The organism is Sphingobium sp. PNB (genome assembly GCF_019873065.1).
GTDB lineage: Bacteria > Pseudomonadota > Alphaproteobacteria > Sphingomonadales > Sphingomonadaceae > Sphingobium > Sphingobium fuliginis.
Genome location: NZ_JAINEZ010000029.1, coordinates 1 through 21,967, shown reverse-complemented (window position 1 = coordinate 21,967; position 21,967 = coordinate 1). Strand labels below are relative to the sequence as shown.

Below are 21,967 nucleotides of genomic sequence, written 5' to 3'. Positions count from 1 at the left end.
CATCACCCAACGCCTCTGCCCGCAAAGAGAATTCCATGGATAGGACATCCCATCCGGACACCCAGGCCAAAGGTAAAAGGCCCGCTGCGCCAGTCGCGCAGCGGGCCTTTTCAGTGCGTGAAGCGGCAGGCGGGCAGAGCCGCGCTGGAGCTTTCCGGTTGATCCGGCCGGAAAGCCCGTCAGCGCCTATTCGCCATCATCCTCCGCTTCGGGTCCGGCCATCATCCCTTCGGCGACCTCCTCGGTCTTCCCGCGGATCGCCTTTTCCAGCTTGTCCGCCATTTCGGGATGTTCTTTCAGAAAGGTTTTTGCATTCTCGCGACCTTGCCCGATGCGAACCGAGTCATAGGAGAACCAGGCGCCCGACTTCTCGACCAAGCCGGCCTTCACGCCGATGTCGAGCAGTTCGCCGATCTTGGACACGCCCTCGCCATACATGATGTCGAATTCGACCTGCTTGAAGGGCGGCGCGACCTTGTTCTTGACCACTTTCACGCGGGTCGCGTTGCCGACAATGTCCTCACGATCCTTGATCTGACCGGTGCGACGGATGTCGAGGCGGACCGAGGCGTAGAATTTGAGCGCGTTGCCGCCCGTCGTCGTTTCGGGATTGCCGTACATGACGCCGATCTTCATGCGGACCTGGTTGATGAAGATCACCAGGCAGCGCGAGCGGGAGATGGAGCCGGTCAGCTTGCGCAGCGCCTGGCTCATCAGGCGGGCCTGCAGGCCGACATGGCTGTCGCCCATCTCGCCCTCGATTTCGGCACGCGGAACCAGAGCGGCGACCGAGTCCACCACCAGCACGTCGATGGCATTGGAGCGCACCAGCGTGTCGACGATCTCCAGCGCCTGTTCGCCGGTATCCGGCTGTGACACGATCAGTTCGTCGATGTCGACGCCCAGCTTCTTCGCATAGCCCGGATCGAGCGCATGTTCCGCATCGACAAAGGCCGCGATGCCGCCGGTCTTCTGCGCTTCTGCAATGGCGTGCAGCGCCAGCGTGGTCTTGCCCGAGCTTTCCGGGCCATAAATCTCCACAATACGTCCGCGCGGCAGGCCACCAATGCCAAGCGCGATGTCCAGCCCCAGCGATCCGGTCGAGATCGCCTCGATCTCGATCTTCTCGCGGCTGCCCAGCTTCATGGCCGACCCCTTGCCGAAGGCACGGTCGATCTGGGAAAGGGCCGCTTCCAATGCTTTCTGTCTGTCCATTGTCCCTGTCTTCTTGGAATCGATGAGTGAGAGCATTGCGGTCATCGGCCTATCCCCTGTCAAGCGGAACGCGCCGGTCCGGATGGCGCGTGGCCACCATGTATCCTGTTTGTTCTAATGGAACAAGAGGGGAACGAAATTTTCTTATGCGGCGCTCAGCGCCTTGTTCAGCGCGCGCTCGACCGCGCCGATCGTGAAGGGCTTGGCCAGGGTCGGCCGGTCGGCATGGCTGGTCGGCAGATCGTCCGCCATGCCGCCCGTCGCAAAGACGAAGGGTATGCCGCTCTGCGCCAATATGTCCGCAACGGGCCAGCTTTTCTCGCCATGCAGGTTGCAATCGAGCAGCGCCGCGTCGAAGCCGCCCTCGCGCGCCTTGGCGCAGGCATCATCGACCGATTCGGCAATGGCGTGCAGCCGGTATCCGAGCGTGTCGAGATAATCCTCCAGCATCATGCCGATCATTGCCTCATCCTCGACGATCAGGATGGTCTTGCCGTCAGACATGCTTGCGGTCCCCAATCTTACCCATCGCAACCCCAAAGGCCTTTTCCCACCGGCATAATCGACAAGCCGCGCGGAAGTTCATTCTTCAAATTCATTCCGCCGCAGGACGCATCGCCAGAGCATCCCGCGCCGCTTCCGCCAACTGGCTGACGGAAAAGGGTTTCGGAAGGAAAGCCACATTGGCGATGTCGATCGATTTGCGCAACTGTTCCTCGGCATAGCCCGACATGAACAAGACCGGCAGGTCCGGATGGCTCGCCCGCGCCCGCGCGACCATCGATGGACCGTCCATGTTCGGCATCACCACATCGGAAATCAGCAGGTCGATCTTCTCGTCTCCGGCCAGCACTTCCAGCCCCTGTTCGCCGTCATTGGCTGTCAGCACTTTATAGCCCTGGCGCGACAAAGCCCGTTCCGCGACGGCGCGCACCATATCCTCTCCTCCACCAGCAGCACGGTGCCGGTGCCCCAGGTTTCGCTGCGGCGCACGGGCGCCTTGGGCTGGGCGGCCTGATCGACATCGGCGCCCTGATAGACGGGCAGGTAGATGACGAAGCTCGCCCCGCGGCCAAGCTCCGATTCCGCGAAGATGAACCCGCCCGACTGCTTGACGATGCCGTAGACGGTGGAGAGGCCAAGGCCCGTCCCCTTGCCCAGTTCCTTCGTGGTGAAGAAGGGTTCGAAGATCTTCGAAAGAATGTCGGGCGGGATGCCCAGCCCCGTGTCGGACACCCGCACCGCCGTATAGTCGGCTGGCGGCAATATGTCCGACCGCATCTCCCGCACCTTGGCGGCGGGCACGCCGTAGGTCTGGATATTGAGCGTGCCGCCGTCCGGCATGGCGTCGCGGGCGTTGACGGCCAGGTTGACGATCACCTGCTCCAGCTGGCCAGGATCGGCCCGCACCGCGCCCAGATTGCGGCCATGGCTGACTTCCAGCTTGACGCTCTCGCCCAGCAAGCGCTTCAGCAGGTTGGAGACGTCCGCGACGATGTCGGGCAATTGCAATATCTGCGGCCGCAACGTCTGCTGGCGCGAGAAGGCGAGCAACTGCCGCGTCAGCCCCGCCGCGCGGTTGCTGTTCGACTTGATCTGCTGGTTGTCGTCATAATCGCTGTCGCCCGGCGTATGGCGCATCAGCATCAGGTCACAATGGCCGATGATCGCGGTCAGGATATTGTTGAAGTCATGCGCGACGCCGCCTGCAAGCTGGCCGATCGCCTGCATCTTGGTCGCCTGCGCGACCTGGCGCTTGAGCTTGCTCTCCTCGCTATTGTCCTTGAGGGAGAGCAGCACCGCCGCCTCGCCCAGCCCGCGCACGCCGGCCAGGCTGAGCGCGATCGGCTCGTCCGGTTGGTTGCGCATGCGCACGGCGACATCGCCCGACATTTGCGGCCCGACCGCAAAGCGCCGCACGGCGTCGGCCACCGCCGCCTGATCTTCCCGCACCACCAGGTCGCCGGGATAGCTGGGCTTCTCCTCGGGCTTGACGCCCGCCGCCCGCGAAAAGGCCTTGTTCATGAACAGGACGCGACCGTCGCGATCCGCCATGGCGAGGCCGAAGGGGAGCAGCGACAACAGCGTCTCGATATAGGAAAGCGCCGACGTGCCGCCCGCATTGCCCGCCGGCTCGTCGATCAGCAGCAGCAGCATCGGTCCGTCCTGCGCACCCGATTGCGCGCCCGCCGGCTGGGCGGCGCGCTTCAACGGCACCTGCAGCAGCCGCAGCGGAATGCCGCCCGATTCCTCCCGCGCCAGGAACAGCCGCGCCTTGTCGTCCACCCGCATGTGCGCGGCGAAATCGCGCCCGGTGATATTGGCGTCGATCCGTCCGGCGGCGCGCAGCAGGAAGGCGCCATTGGCGGCCCGGATGCGCCCCTCCCCGCCGATCATCACCGCCATGATGCCCGCTTCGCCCAATTGCCGCCCGGCTTCCCCGGTCAGCAGGCGGTGCACATCGTCCAGCGCGCTCGGCTGGCGCACCGGGGAAAAGCGCCACAGCAGATAATCCTCTGACCGGCCGGTACGGCAGAGGAAGGCATCCAGTCGCAGCGCACCCTGCACGATCCCTTCCACCCGCGCCTCGCCGTCGCGCCAGGCGGCGCGGGCGGCGTTGCCCAAACTGTCGGACAGGCTGCTGTCGCCGGTGACATGGGGCGGCGTGGGGAAACCGGGAAACCATTCCCCGAACAGGTCGCTGGCGCAGACCAGCCGCCCGGCGCGATCGGTGACGGCGATCGCCATGTTGGAGGCATCCGCCGCCGCGCGCGCCACGGTCCAGTCGGGCACGGCCTCACCCACGGCCACTTCCTGCGGATAGAGCCGGCGATACCACCCCAGCAGCGCCGCCCCGGCCAGCAGCGCGGCGCCGAACCCGGCGCCCAGCGCCCAGTTGCCGGCGGCATAGACCACCAGCCCGGCGGACATCAGCGCCAGCAGGATGAGCAGCGGCAGGGCCAGGGGCGACGACCTGTCGGCCGCCCAGGCGTCTCCATCCCTGATCACACGCGCGGACACGGCCCGGCTATCCCCCTGCATTCACAATGGACTGCCCGCTCCCGCCGGTCAGGCCGAAGCGACCTCCTCCAATGCGCTGCTTTCGCGTGCCTTGCCAATCCTCAATTTGCGGGCATGCCATTTCCGGCCCATGCGATGACGCCAGATCCAGTCGGCCAGGAAGTAGCCGACCACCGCAAAAGCCAGGGAAATCAGCGCCAGCCCCAGCAGCATGGCGGGCGCTGCCTCCGAAAAGAGCCAGGCGCACCATTCGCGGATCGACGCATGCCGGTCGATCAGCGCCATGAAGCCCGATGCATCCGCCGACCGTCCGAGCAGCCAGTTGCCCATATAGACCGACGCCATCAGGAACAGCGGCGTGGTCGCGGGATTGGAGAGGAAGGTCATCGCCGCCGCCAGCGGGATGTTCGCCCGGAACGGCAGCGCCAGCAGCGCCGCGCCCGCGATCTGCACGCCGGGGATCAGCAGGAAGATGCCGACCAGCAGCCCCAATGCCACGCCGCGCGGCACCGAACGCCGGGTGAAGCGCCACAGCGAGGGTTCCAGCACCCGGTGCGCCACCGGGGCCAAAAAGCGGTTGTTTTCCAGCGATTCGCGGGTAGGCGCATTGGCGTGCCACCAGCGGGAGAGCCTGTTGTCCATCAGCGATGCGCCTTCATGATGCGCTGCTGATCGCGCTTCCAGTCGCGTTCCTTGATCGTGTCGCGCTTGTCATGGGTCTTCTTGCCCTTGGCCAGCGCCAGCTCGACCTTCGCCTTGCCCCGGCTGTTGAAATAGATCGACAGCGGCACCAGCGTCATTCCCTTGCGCTCGACAGCGCCATGCATGCGGGCGATCTCCCGCTGGTGCAGCAGCAGCTTGCGGGGGCGCTTGGGCTCATGGTTGAAGCGGTTGCCATGGCTGAATTCGGGGATGTTGCTGTTGACCAGCCACACCTGCTCGCCCTTCACCTCGGCATAGCTTTCCGCAATATTGCCCTCGCCGAAGCGCAGCGACTTCACCTCGGTCCCTTGCAGGGCGATCCCAGCCTCGAACACATCCTCCAGGAAATATTCGAAACGGGCGCGCCGGTTCTCGGCGACGATCTTCTTCTTGTCGAAGGCTTCGGGACGGGGACGGGCCATTATTCTCTAACTAACTCGCTTCACCATATAGGCCCGCGGGACGATCAAACCAGTCCCGCGATCTCCAGAGCCCGGTCGACGGCGGCACGGCTCGATTCCGACGGCCAGGTGATCGGCAGGCGGACCTCGCCGGACATGTCGGGCCGAACGCGTGTAAGGGCATATTTGACCGGGCCGGGTGAAGAATCGCTGAACAGGGCATCATGCAGGGGGTAGAGACGATCCTGAAGCGCAAGGGCGCCATGCCAGTCGCCGTTTGCCATCGCCCGCTGGAATTCGGCGCAAAGGCGCGGCGCGACATTGGCCGTGACCGAAATGCAGCCCCTGCCGCCCATTGCATTGAAACCCAGCGCCGTTTCGTCATTGCCGGAAAGCTGACAGAAATCGGCGCGGCAGGCGAGGCGCTGTGCGCTGACCCGCCCCAGATTCCCGGTGGCGTCCTTGATGCCGACGATGGTCTGGAATTCCTCTGACAGGCGGTGGATGACCGGCACGCCGATGTCGGTGATCGTGCGGCTGGGCACGTTGTAGAGGATGATCGGCAGCGAACAGCGCTCCGCCAGATGCGCGAAATGCCGGTACACCCCCTCCTGATTGGGCTTGTTGTAATAGGGCGCGACCACCAGCGCCGCATCGGCCCCCGCCGCCTGCGCCGCGAACATATGCTCCAGCGCGATGCGGGTGTCGTTGGAACCGCAACCCGCGATCACCGGCACGCGGCCCGCCGCCTGGTCGACGCAGATGGCGATGACGCGATTATGTTCCTCGACCGTCATGGTCGCGCTTTCGCCCGTCGTGCCGCAAGGGACGAGCGCGCTGCTGCCTTCCCCGATCTGCCAGTCAACGAAGGCGCGAAAAGCCACCTCGTCCACCGCCCCGTTGCGGAAGGGCGTGATCAGTGCCGGAATCGACCCGGAAAACATGCAACAAACTCCTTCAATTCACCGGGATTCCGGGGCATGATAGCGTGAAACACGCGAACGGCGCGCTATAGCGCGTCATTCAGGGCCTGATAAGGATGCAATTGCGATAATGTCCAGTAGGGTATCGCTCTCCTGTCTTGAAACTGCCCCGGAAGCCCTCACGGTTCGTATGCCACTGATTGCTCTTTTGCTTTTCACAGCCGGCGCCAGCGCCCAGACCGAAACCACCGGCCCCGCGCCAGCCGCGGCCTATCCGCCCGGCGCCGTGGTGCAGCCTGTTCCCAGCTCCAGCGAGCCCAGCCCGTGGCAGCGCGCCCAAAGCCGAATCGGCGTGGCGAGCGATCCGTCGATCTCCGGCACGATCAGCCAGTGGCGCGCGCTCCAGCAGAGCGATGGCCTGGGCTCCTCCACCTATATGAGCTTCATCATGGCCAATCCCGGCTGGCCGGGCGAGGACCGGATGCGGCGGCTGGCGGAAACCGGCATCAATCCCAATAGCTACGATCCCGGGCAGGTCATCGCCTTCTTCACTCGCTTCCCGCCGCGCACCGCCACCGGCAATGCCCGCTATGCGCTGGCGCTGATGCAGCAGGGCCGCATGGGCGAGGCGCGGGTCGCCGCGCGCAACGCATGGGTCGGCGGCACGCTTTCCCCCGATGACGAGGCGCGGCTGCTTTCACTCTTCGGCGCGGGATGGACATCGGTGGAGCATGACCTGCGCGCCGACGCGCTGCTGTGGAAGGGCGACGTCATGGGCGCGCAGCGGAGGCTTGCCTATGTCTCGCCGGCCCGCCGCCCGGTCTATGAGGCGCGCATCGCCTTCCGCCAGAAGGCGCCCGACGCGGCGATGAAGATGCAGTTGGCGGAGGCTGTGGGCGCGACCGACGCCGGATTCGTCGCGGACAAGGCGACATGGCTGCTCAACACGGGCAACTGGATCGCCGGCCGCCAATATCTCGCCAACCGTCCGGCATTGACCTTCCGTCCCGGCGACGCGGAAAAATGGTATGAAACGCTGCTGACGCAGGCGCGCGCCGCCGCCAATGACAGCCAGTGGAGCTTCGCCTACGGCATCGCCAGCAAGCTGGACGACGCCTATCTGCCCGGCACCGACGTCAACAGCCGGCCCATTGGCGAGCGCGACGATTATACCAGCCTTGCCTGGCTGGCGGGATCGACGGCCTTCTACAACCTTGGCAAGCCGCTGGACGCGATGGAGATGTTCCGCCGCTACGCCACAGCCGCCAAGTCGCCGCAGACCCAGTCCAAGGGCTTCTACTGGGCGGGTCGCGCCGCGCTCCAGGCCGGCGACGCCGCGACCGCGAACAGCTATTTCGCCCGCGCGGGGGCCTTTCCGGACCAGTTTTACGGCCAGCTTGCGCTCGAACGGCTGGGCCGGCCGATCCCTGCCCCAGCGGCCGTGGAACGTCCGGTCGAAATCTCCGCCGCGGAGCGCACGGCCTTCGCCAGCCGCTCGGTCGTCCGGGCGGTGAAGGCGCTGGGCCAGATGGGCTATTGGGAAGATCAGAGCAAATTCGCCCGCGCCATCGCCAATAATGCCGACAGCGATGCCGACCATTATCTCGCCGTCGAACTCGCGCAGAGCATCGGACGGCCCGACATGGGCGTGATGGTCGGCCGCCGCGCCGTGTCGAGCGGCCTCACCGGCTATGGCGAAAGCGCCTTTCCCCGCGTGCCCGTGCCGTCGGAGGCGCAATATAACTGGACGATGGTCCACGCCATTGCCCGGCAGGAAAGCCAGTTCGACCGGCAGATCGTCAGCCATGCGGGCGCACGCGGGCTGATGCAACTGATGCCCGGCACCGCCCGCGAACAGGCGGGGAAGCTGGGAATGAGCTATGACGCCAGTTCGCTCAACGACCCCAGCTACAACATCATGCTCGGCTCCTCTTATTTCCAGCGGATGCTCGATTATTATGGCGGCAGCTATCCGTTGGCGGTGGCGGCCTATAATGCCGGGCCGGGCAATGTGAACCGCTGGATCGCCGCCAATGGCGACCCGCGCCTGCCTGGCGCCGACATGCTGCGCTGGATCGAGCAGATTCCGCTTTTCGAAACGCGCAACTATGTCCAGCGCGTGCTGGAAAACGCCGTGGTCTATGAGGCGATGAACCCGCAGCGCGCCCGCTTCCGGGGCACGACGACGCCGCTGTCCAAATATCTCGGCAAGCAGACGCCGGGCTGAACTTGCGCTATGGGCGGGGCATGAGCACTCCCCATCCCAACTATATCACTCCGGAAGGTTTCGCGAAGCTGCGCGCCGAATATGACCAGCTGCTGGGAGTCGAGCGCCCGAAGATCGTGGAAGTGGTAAGCTGGGCGGCCGGCAATGGCGACCGCAGCGAAAATGGCGACTATCTCTACGGCCGCAAGCGTATGCGCGAGATCGACGGCCAGTTGAAGCGCCTCTCGCGCAAGATGAAGGACGCCAAGGTCGTCGACCCGCGCCAGCAGCCCGACAAGAGCAAGGTCTATTTCGGCGCCACCGTCACCATCGCGGACGAGGACGACAACCACCGCACCGTCACGCTGGTCGGCAATGACGAGACGGACGCCGCCGCCGGCCGCATCGGCTGGAGCACGCCCATCGCCCGCGCCCTGCGCGGCGCTGCCGTGGGCGACCTGCGCCGCGTGGTGCTGCCCGCGGGCGAGCGGGAATATGAGGTGATGGCGATCAGCTATCCGGCGTGATGATCGGCCATGCCAAGACAAACCGCCGGAGCAGCCCGCTAATCGTCCCGCCGCAATATCACGTTGAGCCGCTCCATCACCTCGGCGATCGGCTCGATCACGGTGACGCTGCGTCCCTCTCCGAAGCGGATGCGGGTGCCGTCCGTCACCGATGACACGAAGGTGACCTGCGCGGCATTGACGGCGGTTTCGGTCCGGTCGGCGCCCACGAACATGACGAGCATGCATCCTCTCCTTCTTTCTGGAAGGAGAGCCTAACCCGAATTCCGCCCGAAGCCAGCCCTTTTCCCGTCAGGCGGCCTGAATTGCGCGGATGAAGGCGCTGGCGCGGTCATCCAGCCGATGCGCTTCTTCCGACAGGCGGCTCGCCGCTTCGCGCATCGCCTGCGCATCCGCCACCGCATCGCCCGCATTGACGCTGATCTGACTGGCGCTGGCGCGGACATGCCCGCTCGCCTCGCCCGCCTCCGCCACGCTGTCCGCAATCGCCCGGCTGAATGCGCCATGCCGCGCCACCGCCGTAAAGACGGAGGCCGAAAGCCGATCCGCCGTCGCGATCGCCGCATCCATATGCGCATGGCCCTGCGCGACATGGCCGACGGTCGCGCGGATATGGTCGATCCGCCGCGCAATCTCCGCCGCCGCATCGCGTGTCTGGCCCGCCAGCGTCTTGACCTCCCGCGCAACCACGGCAAAGCCCCGCCCGGCGTCCCCGGCCCGCGCCGCCTCTATCCCGGCATTGAGCGCCAGCGTCGTCGTCGCCCGCGCAATCGCGTCGATCAGCGCGGTCACTTCCCCGATCCCGTCGGCCTGCGCGCTCAGCATCCTTGTCTGCGCCGCACCCGATTGCGTCTGGTCGACGGCGGCGCGAATGGCGGCCCCCGCCTCGCGCACTTCGTCCTCCATCGCCTGGAACAGCAGCCCCAGCTCCCGCCCGGACCCGGCGATGCCGGCCAGATTGTCGGCGGTCTGCGCCGCCGCCACCGCCATGCCGGCCGACGCATGCCCGTTATGCGCGGACCGTTCCGCCGCATCTTCGGCCAGACGCGACAGCATGTCCGCCATCGCCACCATGTCCCCTGTCAACGCCTGGACATCGGCCCGGAACGTCGCGCTCTCCCGCGTCACCCGTTCCAGCCGCTCGACCCTCGCCAGCGCCACACGTGCGTCCCGCTCCGCCGCCAGCCGGAGCAGAAGCTGCCCACCCGCGACCCCGGCATAGCGATCCCCGTCCACCACGATCAGGCCTTCGCAGCCCTGCCCCTGCGCGGCATAGAGGTCGATCAGCGTCTCGATGCTGGCGCGCCGCTCGACCGTCGCGCAGTGCCGGACATGATCGTCCAGCCGCCCACCGAAGCTGGGATTGCGCAACAGGGCATGGCCGAAGGGATTGAACAGGATGCGCCGCATGTCGCATTCGTAGATCGCTCCCACGGGCCTGTCGGCAGCATCGAGTACCGGCAGCAGCCGCAGCGCCGGGTCATGCTGGAAATGATCGACCGCCTCGCTGAGCGGCCGCCCCAGCCGGATCGCCGGGCTGGGCGTCATGAGGAGCGGACCTGCCGAATGGTCCAGGGATCGATCGAGCATCGGGGGTGCGTACATAGGGGCCGGTTAAGCCCATAATGGTAAATGAGCCGTTAGATTTTGATGACAATTTTGTTACAAGATGTTGATTTTCAGTGATTTTATTACGGAACCCTATAGCCGTAGGCCTTGGCGGCCAGCTTCACCACTTCCGGATCGGCTTCCGGAAAATCCATCGGCACCAGCTTTTCCAATCGCTTGGCGACATAGGAGAGCGCCGCGATCCGACCCGCCCGACGGTGATTATTGTCGATGGCATGCCAGGGCGCCACCTTGGTGTCGGTCTTGCGGAACATGTCGTGCATGGCGTCCAGATAATCGGCCCGCCTTGCGCGGTTGCGATAATCGTCCGCGCCGGTCTTCCACCGCTTCCACGGCGTGTCGAGCCGCTGGGCGAGCTGTTCGTCCTGCGTCTCTTGCGTGATGTGGACGAACAGCTTGACGATGTTGGTCCCGGCGTCGACCTGCTGCCTTTCGAAGGCGTTGATCTCTTCATAGGCGCGCTTCCATTCGCCCTTGGAACAGAAGCCCTCGACCCGCTCGACCAGCACCCGGCCATACCAGCTCCGGTCGAAGATCGCGATGTTGCGCCCCGCCGGCAGCCGCGTCCAGAAACGCCAGAGGAAGTGGCGGTCGCGCTCCTCCTCCGTCGGGGCGGAAATGGGGTGGACCTTGTAATAGCGCGGGTCCCAGTCGGCGGTCATGCGCTTGATGATGCCGCCCTTGCCCGCCGCATCCCACCCCTCCAGCAGGATGACGCTGCGCCGGTCGTGGATGATGTGCGCGACCTGGATCTTGGCGAGCCGCTCCTGCAATTCGGCCAGCTTCGCCTCATAATCGCCCTTGAATGTCGCGCCCTTCTCATAATCGGCAAGGTCGATGGTCATGTCTGCACCTTCCACTGGCCCCGGCGGCAAAGCACGAGCTTATACCAAAGCACCGAACCCGCAATCTGGGCGGCGGTTGCAATCAGGCCGGGCCGCCCCTCCCCGGCATCGAGCCAGCTGGTCCAGACCACATAGGCCAGCGCAAGCAGGGTGACGACCGGGGCAAGCGGATAAAGCGGCATGCGATAGGGCGCATGGGCGCTCGCCCCGCTGCGCCGCCCGGCCATGGCGGCCAGCGCGATGCCGCCATAGATCGCCACCAGCCCGGTGCCGTTCAGCACCAGCAGCATGGATAACGGCAGGAAGCAGGCGAGCGTTCCCATCCCGCCGACGATCAGCGTCCCGATCCAGGGCGAATCGAAGCGCGGATGGATCGCCACCAGCCAGTCGTCGATGCGCGGAATCCAGGCCCGGTCCCGCCCGGTCGAATAGAAGAAGCGGGCGCAGGCCAGCACGCAGGCGATGATCGCGTTCACGATCGCAAGCACGATGCCGACCGACACCAGCGCCGAAAGGCCGGCGCTCCCCCGCTGCCGCACCAGCAGGCCAAAGGGATCGTCGACGGTCAGCAGGGTCGCAAGGTCGATCCTCGCCAGCAGCAGCGCGAGCAAGGGCACGCCTTCGAACAGCAGCGCGAGGCCGAGGGCGGCGAGGATGGTTCCGGCGATCCGTCTGGGCGCCTCGTGCATCTCCTCCCCGAAATAGACCGCCATGCCATAGCCGTTGAGCGCGAAGATCGCGATGGTCGTCGCCACCCCGATGGAGGCGGCGCTGGCCGGGACGAAGCCCTGCCCCGTCGCTGCCACCACCGGATGGGTCAGGAATTCCAGCGCCGGCCGCGCATGGTCGGCAAAGCCCAGCACCATCACCACGGCCACGGCTGCCAGTTCGACCAGCAGGAACAGCCCGGTGATGACCGCATTCACGCGGATATTGAGGATCGCGACCAGCGTCGATCCGATCATCACCGCCACCGCGACCGGCACGGCGGGCAGGCCCGGCGCCACCGTCGCCATGACCGATGCGATGCCCAGCGCCGCGACAGGCGGGAAGAGCACATTGTTGAAGACATTGACGCCCAGCATGACGAAACCGGCCATCGGCCCCAGCGTCTGCGCCACCGCGACATATTCCCCGCCCGCCACCGGCCAGGCGGAGGAGAGTTCGGCATAGATGAAGGCGGTGGTGACGCAGATCAGGCTGGCGAGGATCATCGCCCAGATCGCGCCGGTCCCGGCCTCCTGCAACATGCCGGGTATGATGACGAAGACGGAGGATGCCGGGGTGGTCGCGGACAGGGTCAGGAACAGGACGCCCGCCACGCCCAGGCTGCGCGCCAGGGCCGGCGGTTTGTCCGGCAACATCTGTTCGTCGAGCATGGCCTGTCCCCCTTGCCCGTCCTTACATCGAAGGTTCAGCGGGAGTGCAAGCCTCTCCTGTCGTTCGGGCTCAGGGCGAGCGCAGGTTGGGAATCAGGCCTTCGCCTGCGGCTCCACGACGCGGATGTGCAGTTCGCGCAACTGCTTGAACTCCGCCGGGCTGGGCGCCCCCATCAGCAGGTCTTCCGCACGCTGGTTCATCGGGAACAGCGTGATCTCGCGCAGGTTCTGCGCCCCGCAAAGCAGCATCACGATGCGGTCCACGCCCGCCGCCATGCCGCCATGGGGCGGCGCGCCATATTGGAACGCGCGATAGAGGCCGCCGAAGCGCTCCTCCACATCGGCCTGGCTGAGGCCCACCTTCTCGAACGCCTTGACCATCAGTTCCGGCGACTGGTTGCGGATCGATCCCGAGGCGATTTCATAGCCGTTGCAGACCATGTCATATTGATAGGCCTTGAGGCTCAGCGGGTTCTGATGCTCCAGCGCATCCAATCCCCCCTGCGGCATGGAGAAGGGGTTGTGCGCGAAATCGATCTTCTTCTCATCCTCGTCATATTCGTAGAAGGGGAAATCGACGATCCAGCACAGTTCGAAACGATCCCTGTCGATCAGGTCGAGCTGCTCGCCCACGCGGATGCGCGCCAGACCCGCCAGCTTGGCCGCCTGGCTTTCCTTGCCCGCCGCGAAGAAGACGCCGTCATTGGGGCCAAGGCCCAGCGCCTCGATCAGCTTCGCCGTCCGTTCCTCGCCATGGTTCTTGGCGATGGGACCGCCGGGCACGCCGTCCTTGATGTTGATATAGCCAAGGCCCGAATAGCCTTCGCTGCGCGCCCAATTGTTCATGTCGTCGAAGAATTTGCGGCTGCCCGCGCCAGCGCCCGGTGCGGGAATAGCGCGGATCACGCTGCCGCTCTCCACCAGCGAAGCGAAGATGCCGAAGCCGCTGCCATGGAAATGCTCGGTCACATCGCTGATCAGGATCGGGTTGCGCAGGTCGGGCTTGTCCGACCCATATTTCAGCATCGCCTCGGCATGGGGGATGCGCGGAAAGCTGCCCGCTGGCGTCACCGGCCTGCCGTCGGCGAACGCCTCGAACACCTGCGCAATCACCGGCTCCATGGTGTTCCACACGTCTTCCTGGGTGACGAAGCTCATTTCGAGGTCAAGCTGGTAGAATTCGCCCGGCAGGCGGTCGGCGCGCGGGTCCTCGTCGCGGAAGCAGGGCGCGATCTGGAAATAGCGGTCGAAGCCCGCAACCATCAGCAACTGCTTATATTGCTGCGGCGCCTGGGGCAGCGCGTAGAATTTGCCCGCATGGATGCGGCTCGGCACCAGAAAGTCTCGGGCGCCTTCGGGGCTCGACGCCGTCAGGATCGGCGTCGAATATTCGGTGAATCCTGCATCCTCCATGCGGCGGCGCATGTCCCGGATGATCTGCGTGCGCTTGACGATGTTCGCGTGCAGCGTCTCGCGCCGCAGGTCGAGGAAGCGGTAACGCAGGCGGATGTCCTCCGGATATTCCTGCTCGCCAGCCACCGGCAGCGGCAGGTCGGCGGCGGCGGACAGCACCACCGCATCCAGCGCGCGAATCTCGATCTCGCCGGTCGGCAGGTTGGGGTTCACCGCTTCCTTCGCCCGGGCGACGACCTTGCCCGTCACGGTCACGACGCTTTCGGCCCGCAGCGACTCGATCACCCTGAACACCGGCCCATCCACCTCGGTGACGATCTGCACCATGCCATAATGGTCGCGCAGGTCGATGAACACCAGGTCGCCATGGTCGCGCTTACGGTGCACCCAGCCGGACACCCGCACCTCATTGCCGACCTCCGCCGTCGTAAGGGCGCCGCAGGTGTGGGTGCGATAGGCATGCATGGCGTTTTTGGTCTTTCAGCTTCGTTTTACGGAAATGACAAATTGTTGCAGCGCCGCTATGGGCAGTCCTGTCAAGCATTGACGAGCCCGTGCGCGACGGGCCAGCCCATAATAAGATCGAAGACCATATGCAAATCCATCCGCTGATTACCGACAGCAAGACTCTCGCCCAATTCTGCGCCCGGATCGCCAAATCGCCCTATATCGCGGTCGATACCGAATTCATGCGCGAAAACAGCTATTGGCCCGATCTCTGCCTGGTGCAGGTCGCGGACGAGCATGAGGCGGCGGCCATCGATCCCAAGGCGCCCGGCCTCGACCTTTCGCCCCTGCTCGACCTGATGGTCGACAATGAGGATGTGCTGAAGGTCTTCCATGCGGGCGGTCAGGACCTGGAGATCATCTACAACCTGACCGGCAAGACCCCCCATCCGATGTTCGACACGCAGATCGCGGCGATGGCGCTGGGGCTGGGCGAACAGATCGGCTACGGCAATCTGGTCGACGCCTGGCTGGGCGTGCAGCTCGACAAGGGCGCGCGCTTCACCGACTGGGCGCGCCGGCCGCTCGACAAGCGGCAGATCGATTATGCGATCGGCGACGTCACCTACCTGATCCAGATTTTCCCCAAGATGCTGGAGGAACTGCGCCGGACCGGCCGTGGCGACTGGCTGGATCAGGAGATGGAGCGGATCAGCGATCCCTCCAATTATGAGAACAGGCCCGACGAGGCCTGGCAACGCGTCCGCATCGCCAGCCGCAAGGCCGATGTGCTGGGCCGCCTGAAGGCGCTGGCGGCATGGCGCGAGATGGAGGCGCAGGACAAGAATCTGCCACGCGGCCGCATCGTCAAGGACGAGACGCTGGCCGACATCGCCAGCCACCCGCCGCGCACGCAGGAGGATCTGGGCAAGGTGCGCGGCCTGTCTGCCACCTGGAAGACCAACGACATCGGCAATCGGCTGATGCTCGCCCTTGCCGCGCACAAGCCGCTGGCCAAGGAGGAAATGCCGGAGCGCGACCCCAAGCGGCCGGGCCTGGGAAAGGATGGCGCGCTGGTGGCGGACCTTCTGAAGCTGCTGCTGAAAATCCGTTCGCGCGACATCAACGTCGCCGCGCGCCTCATCGCCCGCAGCGACGACATCGACGCGCTGGCGGCCGGCGTGCGGGAAGACCTCGCGATCCTGGAAGGCTGGCGCTATGAACAGTTCGGCCGCGATGCGGTCGACCTGGTCGAGGGCCGCCTTGCCTTCGCGGTCAAGAATGGCCGCCTCAAGATGACCCGCACGCAATAGGAGTTCAGGACGGATGCGAACCGCCATGCTTCCCCTTCTCTCCCTGCTTGCCGCCTGCGCCGGCGCGAACGGCGAAGGCCCCGCCACGCCGCCGCACACCGCAGAAGGACCATGCCGCGACGAGGGGCTGGACCGCTTCATCGGCCAGACCGCCAGCGAGGCGACCGGCGCCGAGTTGCTCAGGCTTTCAGGCGCGCGCACGCTGCGCTGGGGCGCGCCGGGCATGGCGATGACCATGGATTTCCGCCCGGACCGGCTGACCGTCAGCTATGACGGGAAGATGGCGATCACGACCGCGCGCTGCGGCTGAGGATCGCAATGGAATAAACCTTACCGCACAGCCGTATCCCATCCGGCGCCGGTCGCGATCCCCCTGATCGCGGGCGGCCAGCCCCACGGGTGGTCCCCAAAGGGCGGCGTAGCGGTGGCGCGGGGAGGCAGGCCCCTCCTGGCACCATCGCTACGCCATTCCCGTTTCGTTGCGATCCGTTTAGGGTGCCGGGCAAGAGGAGCGGCCCGATGAACGACACTGACTCTCCCTCCGCGCGGATCGACCGGCGCATCGCGGAACTCAGCGATTGGCGGGGAGAAACGCTTGCCCATGTCCGTACGCTGATCAGGGAAGCCGATCCGCAGGCGGTAGAAGAATGGAAATGGCGGGGCGTCCCGGTCTGGTCGCATGGCGGCATCCTCTGCACCGGGGAAAGCTACAAGGCGGTGGTCAAGCTGACCTTCGCGAAGGGCGCTTCGCTGGAGGACCCGGCGGGCCTGTTCAACGCCAGCCTGGACGGCAATGTGCGCCGCGCCATCGACATAAGGGAAGGCGAGACAATCGATGCCGACGCGTTCAAGGCGCTGATTCGCGCCGCCGCGGCGCTCAACATGAGCAGGCTGAGGAAGAAAAGTCAGATGACATCTGAATAATGGAAGAGCGGCGTGCCCATAACCAACGGATCAGACAACAGCGCCGCCCACGCCCCATCAACATTCCAGCCCGATCAGCGTCCCGCTGCCGATCCGCCCGACATAACGCTTCCCGTCGATCTCCAGCCAGTCGGGCGTCACTTCCAGCCGCCGCCCCCTGATCGTGGTGCGCAGATGCTCGACGGCAATGCGGTTGCGCGCCACGATGCGCAGCACCGCCAGCCCCTCGCCCCGCGCCGCCATCATGCTGTAGCGGTCGCCGCGCAGCAGGAAGTGCCAGCTACCGTCCGTCGGCATCCACTCATTGCCGTTCACGACCTGCACCGGCTCGCCATCGGGGCCACCCATGCGCACGCTGATGCGGGTCGCGCCATTGCTTCGGCGCGGCGGCGCGAAGATCAGGATCGGCTCCCCCTCCAGCGTCAGCGGGATCGGCGTGTCCCTCAGCAATTGCGAGCCGCCCATGATCAGCGTCGGCAATTCCGGCGAGAAGGGCAAGCGATCCCGTGCGAAATGGCGCTGCCGCACGACGGGATTGGCATGGAAGCCCTGCACCTGCATCGGCGTCAGGCGCCCTTCCTCCACCAGCCCATGGCAGGTGGGGCAGAGCAGCGTCACCCCATGACTTTCGGGCAAGCGAAGATAGCGGTAGATGGTCACGCCACAGCGGACGCAGGCGAAACCGCAAGCCTGACGCACTTCGTCCTGCTGCTGCGCGGTCAGTTCTGGCAGCGACGGCATCACACGCAAGCCCATGCACGACGACCCCTTGCTCACCTGCCCGCGCCACTGCGGACCGGCGTTCCTCCGGCGTCCTTCCTGCTGGCCGTGGGCGCTCCAAAGCACCCCTTCTCGCTATTGCACTATCGTTGAAATAAATGCGGACAAGTCAAGAGGCTGTTCACCATTCTCCTACCGCTGGGGCAGCAGGTCGAGATTGCGCGAAGCCGCGATCGCCCGGATGCGGTCGGGCCGCGGCATGGACCTGATCGCGATTTCCGCCATGTCCCCGGCGCTGAACAGTTCCACATTGCCGACGTTGAAGATGCGCTGGCCCAACGTCTGGGTGATGCGCACGCTGCGGATGCTGGAAAGCGCGATCTCCGTCCGCTGCTTGGCCAGAAGGCCCCGTTCCAGCAGCACTTCCCGGTCGGAAAGCGCCAGCCGCTCCCCCTTGTGCAACACCCACCACACGCCGATGGCGAGGATGCCGACGACAGAGATCAGCAGGAGGATGAACAGGAAAGGATGCGCGCGGAACATCGCGGGATGCTCGTCATACAGCCATGTCTCGCTCATGCCGGTCCCCTGCGGTTGGTTGTGAGCATTGACCATGGACGCCCCGCCGCCGTCAAGGCCGCCGGGCTTGCACCGCGACCGGATAATGGTTATAACATCCGTATGAACACACCGCTCAAGATCACGAAGATCGGCAATTCCGCCGGGGTCATCCTGCCCAAGGAGGTGCTGGCGCGGCTGCGCGTCGGCTTGGGCGACAGTCTTTATGTCAGCGAAGCGCCCGACGGTATCCGGCTGACCGCCAATAATCCCGACTTCGAGGCGAAGATGGCTCTTGCCGAACAGATCATGCGCGAGGATCGCGATATTCTGCGCGTGCTGGCGCAGTAAGCCTGCTTCATGGCCGCCGACGACAGGGTGGAGCCGATCTGGCTCGACACCGACATAGCCAATGCCGTCCATGACCGCCAGCTAGCCGAGCATGGCGGCGGCAGGGGCGTGCGCGATGCCGGAATGCTCGACTCCGCCCTTGCAAGGCCGATCAACCGTTGGACCTATGGCGAGGATGATCCTTGCGCCTTGGCGGCGGCATACGCCTTCGGGATTGCGCGCAATCATCCTTTCGTCGACGGCAACAAGCGCACCGCCTGGGTGCTTGCGCGTCTTTTCCTGGCTCTGAACGGCGTCGCTCTGCGTTTCGCGCCGGAAGACGCCATAGGCATGATGCTCGCTCTCGCGGCCGGAGAACTGAGCGAGGAGGAAACCACCGCCTGGTTTCGGGACCATCTGGCGGCGGAATGAAGTCCCTTTCGTTCGGACAGGAATAGCGTACTCCTGCACCGGCAGGAGCCTCAGTTCTCATCCCCCATGCGCAGCGCGGCGATGAAGGCTTCCTGGGGAATCTGCACGGACCCATATTCGCGCATCCGCTTCTTGCCCTCCTTCTGCTTCTCCAGCAGCTTCTTCTTGCGGGTGATGTCGCCGCCATAGCATTTGGCGGTCACATCCTTGCGCATCGCCGCGATGGTCTCGCGGGCGATCACCTTGCCGCCGATCGCCGCCTGGATCGGAATCTTGAACAGGTGGCGGGGGATCAAATCCTTCAACCGCTCGCACATGCCGCGCCCGCGTGATTCGGCGGTGCCCCGGTGGACGATCATGCTGAGCGCGTCCACCGGCTCATTGTTGACGAGGATGCTCATCTTGACGAGGTCGCCTTCCCGCGCCCCGATCTGATGATAGTCGAAGCTGGCATAGCCGCGCGAAATCGACTTCAGCCGGTCGTAGAAATCGAACACCACCTCGTTGAGCGGCAGTTCATAGGTCACCTGCGCGCGCCCGCCGACATAGGTCAGGTTCTTCTGAATGCCGCGCCGGTCCTGGCAGAGCTTCAGGATCGACCCCAGATATTCGTCGGGGCAGTAGATCACCGCCTCGATCCACGGTTCCTCGATATAGTCGATATGGTTGGCGTCGGGCATGTCGGCGGGGTTGTGCAGATGCCGGACCGTCCCGTCATTCATGTGAATCTCGTACACCACCGAAGGCGCGGTGGTGATGAGGTCCAGATCATATTCCCGGCTCAGCCGCTCCTGAATGATCTCCAGATGCAGCAGGCCCAGGAAACCGCAGCGGAAGCCGAAGCCCAGCGCGGCCGACGTCTCCATCTCGAAGGAGAAGCTGGCGTCGTTCAGCCGCAGCTTGGAAATCGATTCGCGCAGCTTCTCGAAATCATTGGCGTCGACCGGGAACAGGCCGCAGAACACCACCGGCTGCACTTCCTTGAAGCCGGGCAGCGGTTCCTTCGCCGGATTCTTGACCGTGGTGATGGTGTCGCCGACGCGGGTCTGGCTGATGTCCTTGATCTGCGCGGTGATGAAGCCGATCTCGCCCGGCCCCAGTTCGCCCAGTTGCTCGATCTTCGGCCGGAAACAGCCGACGCGGTCGATCAGATGCTCGGTGCCGCCGATCATGAACTTGATGTTCTGGCCCTTCTTGATGACGCCGTTGACGACGCGCACCAGGATGACGACGCCCAGATAGGGGTCGTACCAGCTATCGACCAGCATCGCTTCCAGCGGCGCGTCCCGGTCGCCCTTGGGCGCGGGGATCTTGGCGACCACCGCTTCCAAAATGTCGTCGATGCCGATCCCGGCCTTGGCGCTCGCCAGCACCGCTTCCGACGCGTCCAGACCAATCACTTCCTCGATCTCCGCCTTCACCTTCTCCGGCTCGGCGGCGGGCAGGTCGATCTTGTTGATGACGGGCACGATCTCATGGTCATGCTCGATCGACTGGTAGACGTTGGCCAGCGTCTGCGCCTCTACCCCCTGCGCGGCGTCCACCACCAGCAACGCGCCCTCGCAGGCGGCGAGCGAGCGGCTCACCTCATAGGCGAAGTCGACATGGCCCGGCGTGTCCATCAGGTTCAGCTCATAGGTCTCGCCATTCTTCGCAACATAGTCGAGGCGCACGGTCTGCGCCTTGATGGTGATGCCGCGCTCCTTCTCGATATCCATGTTGTCGAGGACCTGCGCCGACATTTCCCGGTCGGTCAGGCCGCCGGTGCGCTGGATCAGGCGGTCGGCCAGGGTCGACTTGCCATGGTCGATATGGGCGATGATCGAGAAATTGCGGATGTGCGAGAGATCGGTCATGGCCCGCGCCGATAGCAGCCATTTGAGGGCCTGTCAGCAGGCTCGCACATCCCAGGCCCGTTAAGGCTATGGCGGTGATAACCGTTCGCATTACTTGCGCGCCCGCGCGGTTGTGCTAGAGCATGGTGCAAATATCGGGGCGCCACAAAATCAAAACGACTTCAGCAACTTTCAGGGGTGCATGACAATGCGTGTGTTCGCGAAGTTCGTCGCTGCCGCAGCCGGTCTGGCTGTCGCGGCTTCTCCGGCGATGGCCGCCGACAAGGGCTCGTCCGCCCGGCAGCAGCAGGCCAAGAAAACCGCCGAAATTCCTCATTGCACCCGGCGCCTCGGCACGGTGGCCATCGTCGAGCCGGACAACCAGTGGTGGCGTGAGCTGAACCTGGGCAGCCCGGAGGCGATCCTCAAGGTGTTCATCCAGCAATCGGGCTGCTTCGGCATCGTCAACCGCGGCCGCGCCATGGCCAGCCGCAATATGGAACGCGCCATGGCGGACTCCGGCGAATTGCAGGCGGGGTCCAATCTGGGCAAGGGCCAGGTGAAGGCGGCGGATTATTATCTGCAGCCCGACATCGTCTCCTCCAACAAGAATTCAGGCGGCAATGCGCTGGGCGGCATGCTCGGCGGCTTCCTGGGCGGCCGGACCTTCGGCGCGCTGGCGGGCGGCATTTCGGTCAAGAAGAGCGAGGCCAATGTGACGCTCTCCATCGTCAACGCCCGCACGACCGAGGAAGAGGCGCTGACGGAGGGCTATGCGCGCAAGTCGGACCTGAGCTTCGGCGGCGGCGGCGGCGCCGGCTGGTGGGGCGGCTTCGCTGCGGCCGGCGGCGGCGGCTACCAGAATACGGAGATCGGGCAGGTGATCGTGCTCGCCTATCTCGACGCCTATACCAAGCTGGTGACGCAGCTTGGCGGCCTGCCCGCCAATGCGGCCGCAGCGGCGCCCCGCGCACAATAAAGGACGGTTTTGAAGGGATGGGCGCTGCCGGAGCTTCCGGTGGCGCCTTTTTTTCACTGGTCTCGCCATCCTGCTGCGCGATACTCTAGGGTTTGTGGGGATTCATCGTGAGTTGATGATGGCTGCGGCGAGATAGATCATTGCAGAGAAGCTCTGGTCGGTTTTGCA

Annotated in this window: 21 protein-coding genes and 1 pseudogene; 8 read left to right on the top strand and 14 right to left on the bottom strand. The window is 65.1% G+C overall.

Features of this window, described 5'->3' with window-relative positions; translation table 11 throughout:
• Window positions 1-186 precede the first annotated feature (186 nt).
• The 6 genes and pseudogenes from recA to dapA form a co-directional block, all read right to left on the bottom strand.
• Window positions 187-1,260 (bottom strand): recombinase RecA, encoded by a 1,074-nt coding sequence (gene recA / locus K7W03_RS11780; RefSeq protein WP_025547442.1) that lies wholly within the window; start codon window positions 1,258-1,260, stop codon window positions 187-189.
• 99 nt (window positions 1,261-1,359) lie between these two features.
• Window positions 1,360-1,719, bottom strand: a complete 360-nt coding sequence (locus K7W03_RS11775) for a response regulator (protein ID WP_025547444.1) — start codon at window positions 1,717-1,719, stop codon at window positions 1,360-1,362.
• Window positions 1,720-1,810: 91 nt separating this feature from the next.
• Window positions 1,811-4,257 (bottom strand): annotated as a pseudogene (locus K7W03_RS11770) (ATP-binding protein).
• A 27-nt stretch (window positions 4,258-4,284) separates the two neighbouring features.
• A complete protein-coding gene (locus tag K7W03_RS11765) occupies window positions 4,285-4,878 on the bottom strand; it encodes a DUF2062 domain-containing protein (protein WP_025547448.1) in 594 nt (197 codons plus the stop codon).
• Window positions 4,878-5,360: an SsrA-binding protein SmpB gene (gene smpB, locus K7W03_RS11760; protein WP_007683053.1), complete on the bottom strand. Its 483-nt coding sequence runs from the start codon at window positions 5,358-5,360 to the stop codon at window positions 4,878-4,880. The genes K7W03_RS11765 and smpB overlap by 1 nt, the downstream gene beginning before the upstream one ends.
• A 44-nt stretch (window positions 5,361-5,404) precedes the next feature.
• A complete protein-coding gene (dapA, locus tag K7W03_RS11755) occupies window positions 5,405-6,283 on the bottom strand; it encodes a 4-hydroxy-tetrahydrodipicolinate synthase (protein ID WP_222886389.1) in 879 nt (292 codons plus the stop codon).
• A gap of 169 nt (window positions 6,284-6,452) precedes the next feature.
• Here dapA and K7W03_RS11750 point away from each other — a divergent pair, with 169 nt between their 5' ends.
• Both K7W03_RS11750 and greB read left to right on the top strand, forming a co-directional pair.
• On the top strand, window positions 6,453-8,489 hold the full coding sequence (locus K7W03_RS11750; RefSeq protein ID WP_222886388.1) for a lytic transglycosylase domain-containing protein: 2,037 nt from the start codon (window positions 6,453-6,455) through the stop codon (window positions 8,487-8,489).
• Between the two features lie 20 nt (window positions 8,490-8,509).
• On the top strand, window positions 8,510-8,995 hold the full coding sequence (greB, locus tag K7W03_RS11745; RefSeq protein ID WP_222886387.1) for a transcription elongation factor GreB: 486 nt from the start codon (window positions 8,510-8,512) through the stop codon (window positions 8,993-8,995).
• A gap of 38 nt (window positions 8,996-9,033) precedes the next feature.
• Here greB and K7W03_RS11740 read toward each other — a convergent pair whose 3' ends face one another.
• The 5 genes from K7W03_RS11740 to aspS all read right to left on the bottom strand — a co-directional run bounded on the left by K7W03_RS11740 (window position 9,034) and on the right by aspS (window position 14,726).
• On the bottom strand, window positions 9,034-9,219 hold the full coding sequence (locus K7W03_RS11740) for a hypothetical protein (protein ID WP_025547459.1): 186 nt from the start codon (window positions 9,217-9,219) through the stop codon (window positions 9,034-9,036).
• A gap of 67 nt (window positions 9,220-9,286) precedes the next feature.
• Window positions 9,287-10,600: a methyl-accepting chemotaxis protein gene (locus K7W03_RS11735; protein ID WP_222886386.1), complete on the bottom strand. Its 1,314-nt coding sequence runs from the start codon at window positions 10,598-10,600 to the stop codon at window positions 9,287-9,289.
• Window positions 10,601-10,686: 86 nt separating this feature from the next.
• On the bottom strand, window positions 10,687-11,469 hold the full coding sequence (locus K7W03_RS11730) for a polyphosphate kinase 2 family protein (protein ID WP_025547463.1): 783 nt from the start codon (window positions 11,467-11,469) through the stop codon (window positions 10,687-10,689).
• On the bottom strand, window positions 11,466-12,848 hold the full coding sequence (locus K7W03_RS11725; RefSeq protein WP_226870082.1) for an APC family permease: 1,383 nt from the start codon (window positions 12,846-12,848) through the stop codon (window positions 11,466-11,468). Before K7W03_RS11725 ends, K7W03_RS11730 begins: the two co-directional genes overlap by 4 nt.
• Before the next feature lie 93 nt (window positions 12,849-12,941).
• Complete coding sequence (gene aspS, locus K7W03_RS11720) at window positions 12,942-14,726, bottom strand: aspartate--tRNA ligase (RefSeq protein ID WP_222886385.1); 1,785 nt, start codon at window positions 14,724-14,726, stop codon at window positions 12,942-12,944.
• 128 nt (window positions 14,727-14,854) lie between these two features.
• Between aspS and rnd the strand changes: the two genes are divergently transcribed.
• The 3 genes from rnd to K7W03_RS11705 all read left to right on the top strand — a co-directional run bounded on the left by rnd (window position 14,855) and on the right by K7W03_RS11705 (window position 16,945).
• The gene (gene rnd / locus K7W03_RS11715) at window positions 14,855-16,021 is read left to right on the top strand and encodes a ribonuclease D (RefSeq protein WP_025547468.1); all 1,167 of its coding nucleotides are present in this window, start codon (window positions 14,855-14,857) and stop codon (window positions 16,019-16,021) included.
• A 13-nt stretch (window positions 16,022-16,034) separates the two neighbouring features.
• Entirely contained in the window at window positions 16,035-16,331 is a 297-nt protein-coding gene (locus tag K7W03_RS11710) for an I78 family peptidase inhibitor (protein WP_222886384.1), read from the top strand.
• Between the two features lie 209 nt (window positions 16,332-16,540).
• Window positions 16,541-16,945 (top strand): DUF1801 domain-containing protein, encoded by a 405-nt coding sequence (locus K7W03_RS11705; protein WP_222886383.1) that lies wholly within the window; start codon window positions 16,541-16,543, stop codon window positions 16,943-16,945.
• Window positions 16,946-17,002: 57 nt separating this feature from the next.
• Here the strand turns inward: K7W03_RS11705 and K7W03_RS11700 are convergent, their stop codons facing one another.
• A complete protein-coding gene (locus K7W03_RS11700; RefSeq protein ID WP_025547473.1) occupies window positions 17,003-17,686 on the bottom strand; it encodes a hypothetical protein in 684 nt (227 codons plus the stop codon).
• A 171-nt stretch (window positions 17,687-17,857) separates the two neighbouring features.
• Window positions 17,858-18,244: a PH domain-containing protein gene (locus tag K7W03_RS11695; protein WP_025547475.1), complete on the bottom strand. Its 387-nt coding sequence runs from the start codon at window positions 18,242-18,244 to the stop codon at window positions 17,858-17,860.
• A gap of 102 nt (window positions 18,245-18,346) precedes the next feature.
• On the opposite strand from K7W03_RS11695, the gene K7W03_RS11690 reads away from it, so the two are divergent.
• On the top strand, window positions 18,347-18,574 hold the full coding sequence (locus K7W03_RS11690) for an AbrB/MazE/SpoVT family DNA-binding domain-containing protein (protein ID WP_222886382.1): 228 nt from the start codon (window positions 18,347-18,349) through the stop codon (window positions 18,572-18,574).
• Between the two features lie 9 nt (window positions 18,575-18,583).
• Entirely contained in the window at window positions 18,584-18,985 is a 402-nt protein-coding gene (locus tag K7W03_RS11685; RefSeq protein WP_222886381.1) for a type II toxin-antitoxin system death-on-curing family toxin, read from the top strand.
• Between the two features lie 50 nt (window positions 18,986-19,035).
• Here K7W03_RS11685 and lepA read toward each other — a convergent pair whose 3' ends face one another.
• Window positions 19,036-20,841: a translation elongation factor 4 gene (gene lepA / locus K7W03_RS11680; RefSeq protein ID WP_061937857.1), complete on the bottom strand. Its 1,806-nt coding sequence runs from the start codon at window positions 20,839-20,841 to the stop codon at window positions 19,036-19,038.
• 187 nt (window positions 20,842-21,028) lie between these two features.
• On the opposite strand from lepA, the gene K7W03_RS11675 reads away from it, so the two are divergent.
• Window positions 21,029-21,799 carry a CsgG/HfaB family protein gene (locus K7W03_RS11675; RefSeq protein ID WP_025547481.1) on the top strand — a complete coding sequence of 257 codons (771 nt, stop codon included), beginning with the start codon at window positions 21,029-21,031 and terminating at the stop codon, window positions 21,797-21,799.
• Window positions 21,800-21,967: the final 168 nt, after the last annotated feature.